The sequence below is a fragment of the Nonomuraea sp. SYSU D8015 genome (assembly GCF_008065375.1).
GTDB lineage: Bacteria > Actinomycetota > Actinomycetes > Streptosporangiales > Streptosporangiaceae > Nonomuraea.
On the sequence record NZ_VJYI01000002.1, the window covers coordinates 1224884 to 1240867 of the forward strand.

Here is a 15984-nt window from a genome sequence, read left to right on the forward strand (position 1 = left end):
GAGGAGGAGAGCAACCCAATCGGCGTCGAACTGCAGGTCAACGCCTACGCGCGGTCCATCCTGAACGGCTCTGAACGGCCGCGTATTGCAACCCGAACTGCAACCCTGGCCATCTATAATCCGAGAGTTCAGTACTCAAGATCGTGTACATGTACCCTCGGCCCTGCTGGAAATAGACCAGGCCGTCCCTTCCCGCAAGACCTGGCGGCTCTGCGGTCCGGCATAAAACCGTGAACAACCCTGTAGGATTCCGCGAGTTACCACACGATTCCACGACGGTCTGTGCCGCTATCCTGCGCGCGAGCTCCCGCAGGGCCTTCCTGGTCGTCAGGAGTGGATCGAAGTCGGTTGATTTCGGCGGCGGTGCTGCGCTGGGCCGTTCCCAGGAAGCGCAGGATGGCGCTGAGCTCTTCGTCGTCGAAGGCGCCGAGATCGTCTCGGGTACGTGCGATCAATCCCGCATAAGCGCCGGTGACCCGGTCGAGGCCCTCTTGGGTGGGCTCGATGAGGACCCGCCTGCGGTCGTCGGGGTCGGCCACCCGCCGGACGCAGCCCGCGGCGACCAGTCGGTCGATCATCCGTGAGGCCGATCCGGTGGTGAGATTCACGTGCTTGGCCAGAGCGCCCGGCGTCGTGGGGCCGTGACGGCCCAGCACGTGCAGGCACTGCACATCGGTGTCGGTGACTCCCAACCGGTTGGCGACAACGTTGTTGAGCTGCACGACCAGAATCGCCCAGCCGGGCACCGCGTCGCCGATGAGCTCGGCGAGCAGCGCTTCCCTGCCCGCATTCGGCTTCGTCATCGTGAGATCCACTCCATCCAATGTTGCTGCGTCGCGCATCAATCATGCTAAGTTAGCTGCGCGACGCAGACACTGCGTGGCGCAGTCATATTATCCCATCGCCTCCGACCAAGGAGCACAGCGCAGCATGACCACATCCACCCGCCCCCAGAGCGGTGGCGCGGCGGCTCCCGCCCTCCTGTCCGGGCGCACGGCGTTCGTCGTTCTGGCCGTGATCCTCATCGCGGACTTCATGGAGCTCCTCGACGCCACGATCGTCAGCGTGGCGGCACCCGCGATCGCCGAGGACCTGGACGCCGACGAGTCCTCACTGCAGTGGATGATGGCCGGGTACACGCTCGCCGCCGGAGCAGGCCTCATCACCGGTGGCCGCATCGGCGACCAGTTCGGACGCCGCCGCGTGTTCCTCCTCGGGCTGGCCGCGTTCATGCTGTCCTCCGCCGGCTGCGGGCTGGCACCGAGCTCCGGCGTGCTGATCGGCATGCGAATCGCGCAAGGTCTGGCCGCCGGACTGATGATCCCGCAGGTGTTCGGCATCATCCGCGCCTCGTTCGAGCCCGGCGCACGCGCGAAGGCGCTCGGCGCCTACGGTGCCGTGCTCGGCGTGGCCTCAGTGGCCGGACCGCTGCTCGGTGGAGTCCTGGTCGAAGCCGAGCTGTTCGGTCTGGGCTGGCGGGCGATCTTCTGGGTGAACGTTCCGATCGCGCTCATCGGGCTGATCGTGGGAGCCCGCTTCATGCCCGAGTCCCGCGTGCAGGACAACGCCCGGCTGGACCTGCCGGGCGCGGTCCTCGCCTCCGCCGCCGTGGTGCTCCTGCTCCTGCCCCTCATGCAAGGACGCGACTGGGGCTGGCCCTGGTGGAGCTTCCTCATCCTGGCGCTCTCGGTTCCAGCGGCGGCCCTGTTCCTCATCAGGGAACGGCGGCTCGTCGCACGCGGCGGGCAGCCGATCCTCGATCCCGCCCTCCTCAGGGTGCGAGCCTTCGCCGCCGGCCTGTCGGCTTCCCTGCTGTTCTTCGGAGCTCTCGGCTCCTTCTTCCTCCTGCTGTCGCTCTACCTCCAACTGGGCACCGGACGCACCGCGCTCGAAACCGGTCTGGTGATCCTGCCCTATGCCATCGGCTCGATCATCACCTCCGGCGTCGGTGTCCAGTTCGCCCACCGCGCCCTCCTTGTATCAGGTGCGCTGGTCCTGGCCGCGTCCCAGGTCGTCCTATTCCTCATCGTCCGTGACGGCGCCGAACCCACGTACTGGGCACTCGCCGCGCCGCTGTTCGTGGGCGGCCTGGGGCTGGGGCTCACCGCCCCGTCCCTGATCAATGTCGTTCTGGTCGGCGTGCCCGCCAAGGACGCCGGTGCCGCCGGCGGTGTCCTCACCACCGTCGGCCAAGTCGGCAACGCGCTCGGTGTCGCCGTGCTCGGGGTGGTGTTCTTCACCCGGCTGGAAAGCTTCTCCGCCGATGGGGCCACCGGCCTCGTCGCCTACGGCGAGGCCTTCACCGCGATCCTGCCCTGGCAGGTCGCCTGCTACCTCGCCGCGGCCGCGCTCATGTTCCTGCTGCCCAGGCGCGCCAACGCCGCTCACGAGTGACGGCCGGCACACCGCAGGCCGCGGCACCGCTTCTCGTACGTCCGCACATCCTCGCCACCCCGATCCGAACAGCTTCCCAGGAGATTCTGATGACCGACGCGCCCCATGTCACCGTCGACCCGTTCGCCAGCACCATTCGCAAAGTCGGCGAACCCCATCCCGCTCGCGCCGTTCTGCGCGCCGCAGGTCCCATCGTTCGGGCCGACGCACCGGCCGGCGGACCGGTGTGGATCATCACCGACGATGTGCTCGCCCGGGAGGTCTTCGTCCACCCACGTATCGTGAAGGACCCGGCCTACGCGCCGGTGAGCTGGGACCCACGGACAGCAGGTCTCGAACCGACCGCCGCCGCACAACCGTCGCTCACCACCCTCGACGGCCCGGCACACGAGAGACTGCGCCGGGCGCACGCCCCGCTCTTCACGGCCCGGCGGATGAGCGACTACACCGAACGCATCACAGAGCACGCCCGTCGATTGCTCACCCGGCTCGCTGACACCGGTGAAACGGTGGATCTGATGGCCGACTTCACCACCCGGTTCCCCCTCACCGTGGTCTGCGACGTGCTCGGCGTTCCGCTCGAGCGGATCGACCAGGCCATCGCGGCCTGCCGGGGCATGTACAGCACCGACCCCGAGGAGGTGGGGGCGGCGATGGCCGCCTTCGGGGAACTGGCCGCGGCCGCGCTGAGCGACGGCCGGGACGGCCTCGCCGTCGAGCTGCGCGATCGGGTCCCTGAGGAGATCACCGAGACACAGCTGCACTACCTGCTCTTCACGCTGATCTACGCCGGACAGCTCACCACCGACCCGTCACTGGGATTCCTGCTCGCGCGTGCCTTCGCCGCCGAAGACACCGCAGCGGAGGCGACCACGATCGACGAGTTCGTCCGGGAGACACTACGCCTGCACTCGCCGGCGCCCTTCAGCCTCTGGCGGTTCACCTCCACCGACGTCGAGCTCGCCGGGGTGCGGCTCCCCGCCCGCTCGCCGGTTCTCATCGACATCCAGGGCATCAACACCGACCCCGGCCGATCGATCGGGCCGGACCTCACCTTCGGCGCCGGCCCGCACTACTGCACCGGCGCTCAACTCGCTCAACTCGAGCTGAAGGCGGTCGTGGAGGTCCTGCGGGCCGACTTCCCCAAGGCACGCCTCGCGGTGCCCCTCGCCGAACTCCAGCAGATCGACCTCGGCGGCATACAGGGCAGCCGCCTGACCGCTCTGCCGGTGAAACTGCGGGGCTGACGGCCTGCGGCGTCCGGTGCGGTGTCGGCGAACAGTCGTTTGCCGACACTCGGTCGAGCCCGCCGGCGCCGGCGGCGCGGTGCTCCTCCACACCCTGGCCGACGCCATCCTGAACGTCCGCATCAACGGCGCCTCGCACGGCGAGATCGGCATCAACACCCTGCTGGCGGGCTCCTACGGACCGCCCGTCGGGCTGGCCGGCGGCGGCGAGGCGGCATGCGAGGAGCGCCTGCCCAGGGCCCGGCCAGGCGATACAGTTGCACGCCGCCAGCCCGCCAGCCCGCCGGCCCGCCGGCCCGCCGGCCCGCCGGCCTCAGTGCCGCGGCCGCTCCGCATCGAGGTCGACCCGCATCAGCCGCGCGCGGCGGAGCCGGCCGCTCTCATGCCCGGCGTCACCCGGAGCGGACGCGCCGTCGCGCTCGATGCCGAGACCATGACAGCCGCCCACGGCATGCTCCACCTCATGGTCGCGCTCACTCAGAATGGGCCGTAAGCACGAAGGCGTGGCCCGCGCCCGGCGCAGGCCACCCTCAAGATCAACCGCTTACGCGCCTGTCAGGGCGTCATCCCCTGCTCGCGCAGTTGCGCGGGCCGTAACGGCCGCCAGCCGCTGGTGTCGAGCTTGGCCAGCTCCGCCTCTACGTCTGACGTTGCCGGCGAGCGCGCCGTAGAAGTACGGACGGCGCCCCGCGGCGGGTTCGATCCGATGCCGACCGGGACGGCCGCCCTGATCAGCGCCCCCGGACGACCCTACGCTCATGGCCACAGGCCGATCCCTCACTGCTCGCTGGAGGCCTCCATGTCCGAGGCTGTTCTGCAGGCCGAACCCCGTCAGGACGACGCCATGGCCGCCGCACGGCGGACCGGGGTGGTCTGGCTGGCCTACGCCACCGCCGCGCGGCACCTCATCCGGCTGGCGGCGCCCGCCGTGCTGGTGTTCCTGCCGATCGCCCTGCCGGCAATGCTGGGACTGGTGCTGGTGGTGGAGGAGTCGGCGGCCCTGGTCAACGGCTCGTTCGAACTGCTCGGCGTGCCCGCCCGGCCGCTGCTGATGTGGACGGCGGCGACGATGCTCGCCTCGCTGGCCGGCCAGGTGGTGGTCATGCCCGCCACGGTCGTGCTCGCCGCCGGTCTGCTGACCGGCAGGCCCGTCGCCACGTCGGCCGCGATGCGGACCGCCGTCCGGAGAGTGCCCGCGATGCTGGGGCTCACGCTGCTCGGCGCGACGGTGTTCGCGCTGATCACGGCGGCCGGCTTCGGCATGTTGACGCTGACCGATCAGCTGCTGGGGGCCTTCCTCGTGATGACGCCCTTGGCGCTGCTCGCGATGCCGTGCCTGATGGCCGTGCCGGCCGTGGTCCTGGAGGGCCGGTCGGCGTGGCGCGCGATCGTGCGCGCGTACGGACTGCTGAGCCGTGATTTCTGGCCGAGCGTGTGGACGCTGGCCTTCGGCGTGGTCCTCTTCCCCGCCGCGGCCCAGCATGCGGCGCAGTGGGCGGCCGCCGGCAGGCCCCTCGCGGCGGGCGTGGCGACCTCCGTGCTCGGGCTGGTCGCCCCGGCGTTCCAGGCGACGGTGATCGCCCGCCTGTTCCTGCACCACCTGGCGCACCACAGCACGCGCGCCGAGACCGAGCAGGTCGTCGCGGCCCTGCCGCCGAGCGGGCCCGGCCCCGCCAGGCCGGTGACGGTGCTCGTCGGGCTGCTGCTGCCCGGCCTGCTGTACGGCGGCACGATGCTGCTCAACCCGTTCGGCTGGCTGGAGGTGACCCAGACGGCCGTCACGGCCTCCTGGTCACGAGATGAACCCCCTCTGCAGGACGACGGGCGCCCGCGACCTGGTCTCCACGCGGACGACCTGCAGTCCGTGCACGCCGGGCCGGGCTCGCGCATGGTCATGCTCGTGGACGACCGCGCCCCGGCGAGACTGCTGATCTGCGCCGACACCGCCTGCACACATACCCGCTTCATCTGGGCCGAGCCCCCGCGGGCCGACGAGGACCGCGACATCGTGCTGCCGGATGATCCCGTCTCGTCCGGCGTCCTGCTGCCGGACGGCCGGTTCGTCCTGAGCACCTGGTCCATGGAGGGCAAGGACCACGACGACGCGCGGGCCCGGCTCGGGCTGACGATGTGCGACGCGGCGGGTTGCGTCCCTGCCCCCGGCGGCCGCCCCATCGGCGCGTGGCTGCCGGCGTCGGACGAGAGGAACGTGGCACTGGCGCCGGGCCGCTACGGCGGCCTGCTGATCGCTCAGCTGCGCGAGTTGCCGGAGCGTGACGGAGAGGAGGACCGCGCCGTCATCTCCGTCACCACCTGTGACGACGCGGCCTGCCCGGACCCGCGGACGACAGTCCTGGCCGAGATCCCCACCAGCACTGACGTCTCCCAGGACCACGGCCTGGCCGTCGCCGCCGCTCGGCTCAACCGCCCCGTCGTCCTCCGTTACGACGAGCGCACCGGCACCATCTACGTGATCACCTTTGAGATCGCGGACTGCTCCCGGTTCCACGTGGAACGGCCCGTCCACGGCGGCGTGACGTGGCGCGACGACGACTTCGGAGAGCGCCCCGGCGCGACCATGGCGGTCAGGGACGACGGCCGCCCGCTGATCGCCTACCGCGACGTGGCCGACGGCTCGATCAGACTGCTCGACTGCCGCAACCTGCGCTGCTCGCAGGCCGACACGGCCATCCTGTCCGCCCCCGGTCACGACCACGTCGTGCCCGCCCTCGCCCTGGACCAGCAGGGCCGCGCCCTGGTCGCCTACCAGGACCTCGACCGCGACCAGCTCGTCATCGCCACCTGCACGGGAACCCGCTGCACGCACACACCTGTGGCGAAGAGCCCGCGCGGATTCGGCCCCAGCCTGGCCATGACCCTGGACGGCCACGGCCGTCCGGTGATCGCCTGGATCGAGGGCTCCCGATGGTCCGAATGGCACCTGGTCGTCACCACCCCGCTCAACCTCCCATGAGGGATGCCCTGGAGTCATGTCCCCTTGCGGACGAAATGAGATCCAGTGGCCGACATGTCATACTGCGCTCCGAATGCACGATCTCGATGGCGGGATCGGGAAATAGTCTGATCGGCCCTTCACGTGCGGTCGTGGCCGGGGTGGTCGCGACCGCACGGCCGTGCCGCCGATCCATTGGCCGTGTCGAGGAGTAGGCGCGGCGTCCTCCCGATCAGCTGACGGGCAGCGCACCCAGGTCATCCGCTGCCCGTCGAGCCGTCAAAGGCTCAGCTGAGAGGCAGGACCGGCTGGAAGGAGCTTGCGGCGCTGAAGGTGGCGGTCGCCTGCCGGGGAAGAAGCCATAGCTGACGGTTGCGGTGGAGGACGACCCTGTTCGGGTAGTTGAACGACTCCAGCGTCACCGATGCGGCGGTCGAGCCCGGACGGGCGTAGAAGGTGGCGTCCTTCTTGAACAAGGAACTGCCGTCCCTGAGGTCGAAACGCAGCCGGAAGTTCTTGTGGCGCAGGTAACGGCCGTCGGGGCCGATGAATGAGTACCCCTTGGGGTCGGCGAGGCCCGGCACGATGCGCAAGCCGGCGCGCTGCCGGGCTGCGGCCGGGTCGTCCTCGCGGATGGCGGCTAGCCGGGCGAAGCCGCCGGACGCCTGGATGAACAGTGGAGGTGTCCCGAGCGATCGGAAAGACCGCGTGACGCCTGTGGGCAGTCCGGCAGGCGCCGCCGGTGCGGACGTGGGCGATGGGGATGCCGTGGCCGGCGGATTTGGCGCGGAGGTCTGGGACGGCACGGGGACGGCCGACGGGGTGGCGGAAGGTGCCGTGTCCGGATTTTGCTTGACCAGCTTGATCGTGGGATTGCCCGCCGGCACGAAGCTCGCCCAGGCGGACGTGTCGCCGGTGTAGTAGATGGTCAGCTTTGCGGGGTCGGCTCCCGTGAACGCGGCGGCGTCCTGGGCGGGTGGCTTCTGGCCGAGGTGGAGCGCTCGCAGGCGGGGAGTACGCGCGAAGACGCGCGGGCCTAGCCTGCTCAGGCTCGGTGCGTAGACCGATTCGAGGCTCGCGTTGCCGGAGATCGAGTCGTGCCAGGCAGTGGTCAGCGCGGGCGCGTAGAGCTCCTTGAGCGAGGCGAAGTGGACGATGGCGTTCTTGTCCAGCGTCTGCAGGCTCGGCAGCCGCAGCACCTTGACGCCTGTCCCGGCGGCGGCGTCACCGTTGAGATCGAAGCAGTTGATGCCGATGTAGCGGAGCTTGGGCAGGTTGACGGCTTCCAGCACGTGGCTGTCGTTCAGTCCGTTCCTGCCGATCGACTCCAGTTCGGGGGCGTTGAAGTAGCGCAGGCGGGAAGCGTCGTCGAACGCGAAGTCGTCGATGGTGCGCACCCGCGGGAGATTGACCTTCGTCAGGTACTGGTTCCGGCGGAACGCGTTCGCGCCGATCTCCGTGACGCTGGGCAGATAGAGCACGCTCAGCTTGGCGTACGGCCCGTGTCCGAACGCCATCGCCCCGACGGTGCGGGCCGCCTTGAAGCTGACCGAGGCGAAGTTGTGGTTGCTGAACGAGCCGGGTTTGATGTCCTGCAGATCGTCCAGCACCAGGTGCCTGACCCACGATCCCCACCAGCCGTTGTGCCAGAGGTAGGGCGAGCGCCCGCCGCGTGCGATCTGCCCGGCGCAGGCCAGGCCGGAGTCGGGTGTGCATTCGGTGCCGCCCTGGAGGGATCGCAGGTTGTAGATGTGCAGCCGGTTCAGATTGGTCAACCCGAGCCCGCCCGCGCTCTCGGCGTTGCCGGCCGTCTGCACAGCCATCAGGTCGGCGTCGTTGAGCGCGGTCCCGCCGGTGAGGTAGAGCGCGATGCCGGTGCTGCGGGCGAGCTCCGCACGCGCCTTGACGAGTTGCGCCTTCAGGGGGCGCCGCGAGGCTTGGGACACGTCGTAGGACAGCGTGAACGTGCCGGACGGCAAGGCGTGGTCGCCGGGCTTGGACGGCCGGTAGGTATAGGTCTCCTTCCTGCTCAGCTCCCCGTCGGAGGAGAAGACGGGGTCGGCTCCCGGATCCGCGCCCGGATCAGGCAGGCCGGTGCCGCCGTGCAGCGCCGCCGGGATGGCGGTGCGCACGGCGGCGGATGCCGCCGGCCCCGGCGCGCTGCAGACGGCGACCGCCGTAGCCAGCGCGGTGAGAGCCAGATGGCGGGCTGAGGAGTTTGCACAACCCTTGTCGCTCATTGCTGCCTTACTGCCGTTGCCTCCCATGTGGAGGCGCTCGTGATAGGAGACGGAGGGGACGGGCGCGGATAACAGAAACGTGCCGGGGTGTTCGCCATTTCATCCGCCGCCGTCAGGACAGCAGGTTCGTCATGACGGTGCCGACGGCGGACGCCAAGCTGCCCGGCATCGCCGTGCAGGACACGGCGCCGTACCGACAGTTCCACGCCGAACATAGCCGATCTCTGCCGTGCTCGCCATGATCCTTTGCTGGTGCGGGTTTACTCGGCGGCGGGTTGCGGGGCCCAAGGGCCGGGGGAGCGACCTCCGGCTCCCGCAACTCAGACCGGTATCGCCTCGGCCGCTTCGGCGCGGGCGGGAAGCGGACGGAGGACCTGGTCCAGGCCGGCCGGCACACCGCACCACTCGCCGTAGGAGCGGGCCACGACCTTACCGGATCGCAGGTGGATGAAATCCCAGATGCCGTGCAGCAGCCATCCGGCCCCCAACCACGTAACGGCCCGCCTCAGGGTCGACTGCGGCCCCGGCCAGCGCCGGCGCGCCGAACCCGATCATGCCGATCGCCAGGAACTTGAAGTCGCCGGACTGGCGCAGGTGCCCGTCGATTACGCCCCAGACCAGCACGACCAGTGCCAGGGCGAGCAGGACAGTGGACGGCGCGACGAGGTCCAGCAGCCGGAGCCCCGATGATGATGGCCATGCCCACGACGAGCAGCGGCCACGACGGTGCGGGTCGTCGCAGCTTGGCGACGGTGGGGTACAGCAGCGGCAGGGCGAGCAGAATCTGCGCGAGGTTCCACACCTCGCTGCCCGGATCGCTGCCGCTGCTCAACGTGAGGAACGGCAGTCCGATGGCGATCGCGGTCGGCCGGCGGTCCTTGAGCACGTCGGTCCAGCGCCTGGGGGTGGGTGCGGTGTCCGCTGGCATCGGGTCTCCCTTTATACCGGGGCGAGGTATCTGCGGTCTCCAGGCTCGCCGTCGCCCGCATGCTTCGAGTCGATCACCCCCAGAGGGGTTCCGTACCTCTGCCGCGCCCCTGATCCGGGAGGGTCCCGCCGCCGACGTCGCGCGGAGACCACGCCGGTGACGTCCCGGGCGCTCAAAAGCGGTCGATTATTAACATGGTGCGGCATGGAACTGAGCGAGCGGTTCGAATGGCAAGGCCGGGAGATCGCCTGGGGGCGAGCCGGCGTCGGCCCGGCCGTGGTGTTCTGCCACGGCACGCCTTTCTCGTCGCTGTTGTGGCGGCCTTTCGCCGATGCTCTGAGCCGTGACTTCACCGTCCACCTGTGGGACATGCCCGGCTACGGCCGTTCCTCCAAACGGGCCGAGCACCCGGTCGATTTCGGCGTGCAGGCCGAGGTCTTCACGGCGCTGCTCGCGCACTGGGGCCTGAACCGGCCGCACGTGATCGCCCATGACTTCGGCGGGGCCGTGTCTCTGCGTACGCACCTGACCATGGGCGTCGGTTACGCCTCGCTCATGCTCGTCGACGTTGTCGCCATCCCGCCCAGCGGTTCACCGTTCTTCAAATTCGTGCAGGCTCATCCCGGCGTGCTGGACCAATTGCCGGCCTATATCCATACCGCCATCGTGCGTACGTACATCCAGGGCGCCAGCCATCGCGGTCTGCGTGACGACGATCTCGACTCGCTCGTGCAACCGTGGACGGGGCAGAACGGCCAGTCCGCCTTCTACCGGCAGATCGCCGACTACGACGAGCGCTTCCTGGAAGAGAATGAGCGGCACCTGGGACGGATCGACATCCCCACACGCATTGTGTGGGGCGCGCAGGATGCCTGGATTCCCGCCGATATCGCCCAACGACTGCAGGGCCTGATTCCCACGGCTGAACTCTCGCTGGTGGAAGGCGCCGGTCACCTGATTCACCACGACGCACCCGTCGCGCTGATGAACGAGATCCGCACCTGGCTCAGCCACGTTCGTGACGACACCGGTTGACCTCGGCTGTCATCGAGGCGACATGCCGCCTGACAGGCGCACCATCCGGATCGCTGCGGCCGCCGCGAGCAGCAGTACCCTCATGAAACGATCGAGCCGTGGGAGGCGTCAGCCGGTGACGTCGGCCAGGGATGTGGCGGGGGTTCGTCGCGTTTCTACAAGCCGCGCCTCAGGCAGGCGGGGCACGATGGCCGCCAGATGATCGACGGGATCCGGTTGGGGGGTAGCTCACATGCGCATACGCGGTCCCCGGCGACGCTTGCTGCGGTATTGCCCGCCCCGGCAGATCGACGTTTGATCACCTGGCTGCGCGTGAGCCGGCACCCGAAGCCATGGGTGCCGGAGACGGTTCGGCGAAGACCGAAGACCGATCAGAAACTCGCCACACAAGGTCATGTCCCGTCGGATCCGGCGACAACGTGAGCATCGTATCCGCCCAACCGGCCCGTCTCTTGGTTCGTGGCGTCACCGGCGAAGTGGCGCTGAGTGTCCAGGCATTTCTGGTCGGCTTGAGTTAACGATAAAGGAGTCCATCGTGGTCATCGAATACGTCCGCTACACCATTCCGGTGGGCCGAGCTGACGAGTTCGAGCAGGCGTACAAGGTGGCGTCGAGCGTGCTCGACGACGATCCGCACTGCCTGGCTTATGAGATCGCTCGCGGAGTCGAGGAGCCCGAGCATTACACCGTGCGGATCGAATGGGACTCCATCGAGGGGCATGAGCAAGGGTTTCGCCGCAGCCCTCGGTTCGGTGAGTTCTTCGCCGCGGTGAAGCCCTTTTTCTCCCACATTGACGAGATGAAGCACTACACCACCAGATTCGGGGCCCGATGAACACCGCTGAACTGATATCCAACGTGCTCGGTCTCCCGTGCTCAGCGGCGCGAGAAGTACACGATCCGGACTACCCGCGCACCCGACGCCGTTTTCACGGAACTAGAGGGTCTCGCTGAGGACGGTGGCGAGGACGTGGGGGTCCTCGGGACCCAGGTGAGGTGCGGGCACTGAGCGGATGGCGAAGCGGTTGCGGGGGGTGGCCGCGTCCGCTTCGGCGATCATCCGGTCCTGGAGGGCGAGGGGGATGGCCCGGTCGCGGGTGTAGCGGATGTAGGTGCGCGGGATACGGCCCCAGGTTGCTGGGATGCCGCGGGCGTCGTTGGTGGGGACGGCGGCCGATTCGTCGGGTTCGAAGGTGTTCAGGGCCGCCAGGAACGCCGCGTCGCTGTAGTCGGCCGCCAGGGCTGACTTGGCGGCGGCGATGAATTCGGGGTCGGCCGAGCGCCAGTTGGTGCGGCTGACACCGAGATGCTTGGGCGTCTGGACGGAGGGGATCAGGGGGAGCAGTGTCGAGGCGGCCTGCGGTGTCAAGAAGCAGTCCAGGACGCTGCGGAGCCGGACGCAGCAGAACGCCGACAGGTACACCAGCCGTTCGATCAGTTCGGGCACCTGGTTGCCCACGCGGGTAATGGTGGCGCCCCCCATGCTGTGGCCGACCAGGATTACCGGCCCGTTGCGGGCGACGCGGCGCACGACGCGCACGACGTGCCGGACGTTGTCGTCCAAGGAGGTGTTGCCCAGGACCGGAGAGGGAGCGGCGGCGAAGGCGGCCAGGTCCTGTGGGGCCTGGTAAGAGCGCGGGAAGTTGCCGGCTGAGCCGTGACCGGGCAGGTCCACCGCCGTCGCGCGATGACCCGCTTCGGCCAGGGCGGCGACCAGCGGAGCGAACGAGTAGGCGTTGCCGTTGGCGCCGTGCACGATCACAAAGGTCGGCTGCCTGCCGCGGCCGGTTGGGCGGGCCGCGGCCGGAGGGCTGGAGGCGGCCGCGGCGAGGGCACTGGTGCCGCCGGTCCCGGTCAGGACTGCGGCCGCCTGCAGCAGATGCCGACGCCCAAGCTGACGCGTAGGTCGCCGCCCGGAACGGTCCTCGGTGTGCGGAGTGGTGTTTCCAGGCTCAGGCACGAGTCCGCCTCCGCAGGTTGTGCCAGGCCAGCGCCCAGGTCAGTAGCACAGCGCCGGCGGCGCCGAGCAGCAGATCGGTCCATGGCGGCAGGCCGGCGGCGCGGAGCAGGCCGGCCACGCCGAAACTGGTGTCCCACAGCGTCTGGGTGATGGCCGACCCGAAGCCCTGGACCAACAGGAGTATGCCCAGGATCCAGCGAGCGCTCTGCGCGGCCGGGCTCTGTCGTCGTTGCGTCATGCGGGTGTCCCCCTTTCGATGCGCACCAGCCGTTCCGATGCGCTTGCATCGGAACCTAGCATCGTTTCGATGCAAGCGCATCACTTAGACTCGAGGCGTGCCGAGACAGGTGGACCACGACAGCCGACGCCGTCAGATCGCGCGGGCGGTCTTCGACCTCATCAGCGAACGCGGCATGGAGGGCGCCACCCTGCGCGACACCGCGGCCCGAGCCGGCGTCTCCATGGGGGCCGTCCAGCGCTGCTTCTCCACCAAGGAGCAGATGGTCGCCTTCGTGATGGAGTACATGAACCAGCGGATCACCGACCGCGTCCAGGCCGAGATCCCCGACACCGCCAATCCCGCTACGGCGATGACGACGCTGGAGCACACGCTCGCCGCGACCCTGGCGCTCGATCAGCCGAGCCGGGCCGAGACCAGGGTCTGGTTGGCCTTCACCGCACAGGCCGCCATCGATCCCGCGCTTGCCGCCGTCCAAAGCGAGGAGTACGCCGGCCTGGCGAAACTCATCGCTCTACTCATCAGCGCGGCGCAGACCCACGGCCATGCCCACCCCGATCTCGACCCCGACCAGGAAGCCGAAGCACTCATCACCCTGACCGACGGGCTGAACATCCAACTGCTGCTGGGACGACACACCCCCGGCTCCGCCCGTACCGCACTGCACCACCGGCTCAACGGTCTCCGCATCAACTGAACCATGCAACCCCGCCGGCCAGTACCGGCTCAACAGCAGCAAGGGCGAGTGATTGGGCAACGCGAACATGAATCCGCTTCACCAAGGTGGGGCGATGTGTCGTTGGAAGAAAGGGGGCCAGAAGTCGCGCGTAGAACCAGTCAGGCCACGTTTGCCCTGTTTAGCAGCGAAAATCTGATGCGGTCAGGTAGCCCGAGGGAATCTCACCCCCGGGCTCCCATAGATCCGTGCGTAACAGTCTCCCGTTGGGCTGGGGTTTCCCAGCCGAGCGTTTTGCGTCGGCCGTTCAACCGGGCAGCGACGACGGTGAGATGGTCGCGGTGACGCCGGTCCGCCTGGCGGCGAATCGGCTGTTAAGGCCGCCCTCCTCAGGGGACGGCCCAAATGAAAGGTCCGTCACCAGGCGCGCGTGCGGCCGAACCACACATTGCGGGCGCGGAAATAGGTGTCGCCGTCAGGGCCCGGCCGCTGGTCCTCCCAGCCGGGGTCGCCGGGTGCTTCGAGCTCGGAGGCGTAGGAGCCCATCTGCAGGTTGATGATGATCGTCTGCGGGACGCCGACCCAGCCGTATCCGGTGTGAGTGCCGACGTAGTTCACCCCGTCCGTGACCTTGCCGAAGTAGTACTCGAGCTTGACGTCGTTCCCCTCCTTGTACATCCAGACGCGGTACCTGTACCAGAACTGCGGGTCCCTGACCTCGACCAGCGTGCGCTGGGTCTCCATGTCCCTGTTCCAGGTGTTGAACTTGTTGGTGGAGTCTCCGACGTATTCGAGGATGTCGCTCTCCGGCGGCCAGGGCGTGCCGTTGGTCCAGAAGGCCGGCCAGATGCCCGGCCCCGCCTGCACGCTGAACTCGCCCTCGATGTCGTACTCGGGGAACTGGTCGTTGACGATGATCTGCGGCTTGGCGTGGACGGCGCCCGAGAGATACCACCGCGGGGCGTGCGGTGGGCTGGGGCTGGGCCCCAGCGACTGGGACAGCCGGGTCGCCTTCAGAGTCAGCACGCCTCCGGAGAGCGAGACCTGACCGGGGTCCATCTTCGCGGCGCCGTTGTGGCTGTCGCCCCAGGGGTAGTTGTAATTCCACTTCGCCTTGAAGGCCGTGAGGCTGTTGAAGGAGGACTTCTCGACAAGATTTTCCCATGTGGCCTCGCTGCGCCGGGTGCGCCTGGAGGCTAATGGCGCGGCTTGGGCCCCTGTGGGGACGAGGGAGAGCCCCAGGGACAGGCCGCCCACGGCCGCCGCCGAGGTCAGGAGCTTACGCCGATTGATCCTATTCTCGGACACTTGCTTCCTTTACGGGTGAATGATCATTGTCAGGCCGCAACAGTATGTCGTACGGCCTGATCCACCCGCGACGGGCGAGCGGCGCGCGGGGAAAGAAGAACCGAAGAACCGGCTCACCGGCGCGGTCCCAGGCCGGCGGCGCTCGCGCGGGCCACGGCGGTGACGGTCGCCGACCCCGAGCTCGGCGAAGACGCTCGACACATGCTCGCGCACTGTCTTCTCGCTCAGAAGGTGTCATCAACCCCGTAGTGATCTTGCTGTGGATGGGCGCAGATGCACGTCCGTGCCTGTGGGCACGGAGCATGTCCGACAGGATGATCACATGAGAGTGAAGAATGGCAGGCGGTGGAATCACAACATCCACTACCACCCCCGCATTCTTGGCGCGGTTCCCGGTGGCGCCAAGCACGCCCTCGACGTCGGCTGCGGCGAGGGCATGCTCGCCCGCGAGCTCCGGCAGGCCGTGCCGCATGTCACCGGCATCGACCTCCACGCACCCAGCATCGACCAAGCCCGCGAGTACCCGGACGACATCAACTACATCGTCGGCGATTTCCTCACTCATCCCTTCGAGCCCGCCTCGTTCGACCTCATCGCATCCGTGGCCACTTTGCACCACATGGACGCCGCGACCGGGTTGGCCCGCATGCGGGATCTGCTGCGCCCCGGCGGCGTTCTGGCCGTCGTCGGACTCGCATGGAGCACCATACCCGATCTGCCACGCGACCTTGCCGGCGTCGTCGTCGGTACCGTCCACCGCGCCGTGAAGGGCATCTGGAAGCATTCGTCCCCCACGGTGTGGCCGCCGCCGGTGACATACGCGCAGATGCGCGCGTTGGCCGCCGAGATCCTGCCCGGCTCCCAGTACCGCCGCCACCTTCTGTTGCGCTACAGCATCATCTGGCGCAAGCCGCAGGATTGAGCAGGGAGAAATCTCCTGACCCAGGCTCCGGGCGTGCCGCTCACCTTGCACGTGTGATCATTTCCCATCACAGTGCTGGACAC

At 68.7% G+C, this 15984-nt stretch carries 14 protein-coding genes; 9 read left to right on the plus strand and 5 right to left on the minus strand.

Going from position 1 to position 15984, the window contains the following annotated elements; genetic code table 11:
* Window positions 1-257: 257 nt before the first annotated feature.
* Window positions 258-815, minus strand: a complete 558-nt coding sequence (locus ID574_RS15280) for a MarR family winged helix-turn-helix transcriptional regulator (protein ID WP_223166697.1) — start codon at window positions 813-815, stop codon at window positions 258-260.
* A gap of 115 nt (window positions 816-930) precedes the next feature.
* On the opposite strand from ID574_RS15280, the gene ID574_RS15285 reads away from it, so the two are divergent.
* From ID574_RS15285 to ID574_RS15300, 4 genes are all read left to right on the plus strand, one after another.
* Window positions 931-2394 carry an MFS transporter gene (locus ID574_RS15285; RefSeq protein WP_188189436.1) on the plus strand — a complete coding sequence of 488 codons (1464 nt, stop codon included), beginning with the start codon at window positions 931-933 and terminating at the stop codon, window positions 2392-2394.
* Between the two features lie 89 nt (window positions 2395-2483).
* On the plus strand, window positions 2484-3641 hold the full coding sequence (locus ID574_RS15290) for a cytochrome P450 (RefSeq protein WP_188189437.1): 1158 nt from the start codon (window positions 2484-2486) through the stop codon (window positions 3639-3641).
* Window positions 3642-3657: 16 nt separating this feature from the next.
* Entirely contained in the window at window positions 3658-4134 is a 477-nt protein-coding gene (locus ID574_RS15295; RefSeq protein ID WP_223166698.1) for a M55 family metallopeptidase, read from the plus strand.
* Window positions 4135-4440: 306 nt separating this feature from the next.
* Entirely contained in the window at window positions 4441-6615 is a 2175-nt protein-coding gene (locus tag ID574_RS15300) for a hypothetical protein (RefSeq protein ID WP_188189439.1), read from the plus strand.
* 266 nt (window positions 6616-6881) lie between these two features.
* Here ID574_RS15300 and ID574_RS15305 read toward each other — a convergent pair whose 3' ends face one another.
* Window positions 6882-8834, minus strand: a complete 1953-nt coding sequence (locus tag ID574_RS15305; RefSeq protein ID WP_188189440.1) for an AbfB domain-containing protein — start codon at window positions 8832-8834, stop codon at window positions 6882-6884.
* Window positions 8835-9281: 447 nt separating this feature from the next.
* Between ID574_RS15305 and ID574_RS15310 the strand changes: the two genes are divergently transcribed.
* From ID574_RS15310 to ID574_RS15320, 3 genes are all read left to right on the plus strand, one after another.
* Window positions 9282-9524 carry a hypothetical protein gene (locus tag ID574_RS15310; protein WP_188189441.1) on the plus strand — a complete coding sequence of 81 codons (243 nt, stop codon included), beginning with the start codon at window positions 9282-9284 and terminating at the stop codon, window positions 9522-9524.
* A 442-nt stretch (window positions 9525-9966) separates the two neighbouring features.
* Window positions 9967-10797, plus strand: a complete 831-nt coding sequence (locus ID574_RS15315; protein WP_188189442.1) for an alpha/beta fold hydrolase — start codon at window positions 9967-9969, stop codon at window positions 10795-10797.
* A 535-nt stretch (window positions 10798-11332) separates the two neighbouring features.
* Complete coding sequence (locus ID574_RS15320; protein ID WP_188189443.1) at window positions 11333-11632, plus strand: antibiotic biosynthesis monooxygenase family protein; 300 nt, start codon at window positions 11333-11335, stop codon at window positions 11630-11632.
* Between the two features lie 102 nt (window positions 11633-11734).
* On the opposite strand, the gene ID574_RS15325 is transcribed toward ID574_RS15320, so the two are convergent.
* Both ID574_RS15325 and ID574_RS15330 read right to left on the minus strand, forming a co-directional pair.
* Entirely contained in the window at window positions 11735-12757 is a 1023-nt protein-coding gene (locus ID574_RS15325) for an alpha/beta hydrolase (RefSeq protein WP_223166699.1), read from the minus strand.
* Entirely contained in the window at window positions 12750-12995 is a 246-nt protein-coding gene (locus ID574_RS15330) for a hypothetical protein (RefSeq protein ID WP_188189444.1), read from the minus strand. Before ID574_RS15330 ends, ID574_RS15325 begins: the two co-directional genes overlap by 8 nt.
* 97 nt (window positions 12996-13092) lie before the next feature.
* Here ID574_RS15330 and ID574_RS15335 point away from each other — a divergent pair, with 97 nt between their 5' ends.
* Window positions 13093-13692 (plus strand): TetR/AcrR family transcriptional regulator, encoded by a 600-nt coding sequence (locus ID574_RS15335; protein ID WP_188189445.1) that lies wholly within the window; start codon window positions 13093-13095, stop codon window positions 13690-13692.
* A gap of 396 nt (window positions 13693-14088) precedes the next feature.
* Here the strand turns inward: ID574_RS15335 and ID574_RS15340 are convergent, their stop codons facing one another.
* Window positions 14089-14979 carry a LamG domain-containing protein gene (locus ID574_RS15340; RefSeq protein WP_188189446.1) on the minus strand — a complete coding sequence of 297 codons (891 nt, stop codon included), beginning with the start codon at window positions 14977-14979 and terminating at the stop codon, window positions 14089-14091.
* Window positions 14980-15301: 322 nt separating this feature from the next.
* Between ID574_RS15340 and ID574_RS15345 the strand changes: the two genes are divergently transcribed.
* On the plus strand, window positions 15302-15901 hold the full coding sequence (locus tag ID574_RS15345; RefSeq protein WP_188189447.1) for a class I SAM-dependent methyltransferase: 600 nt from the start codon (window positions 15302-15304) through the stop codon (window positions 15899-15901).
* The last annotated feature ends 83 nt before the right edge of the window (window positions 15902-15984 follow it).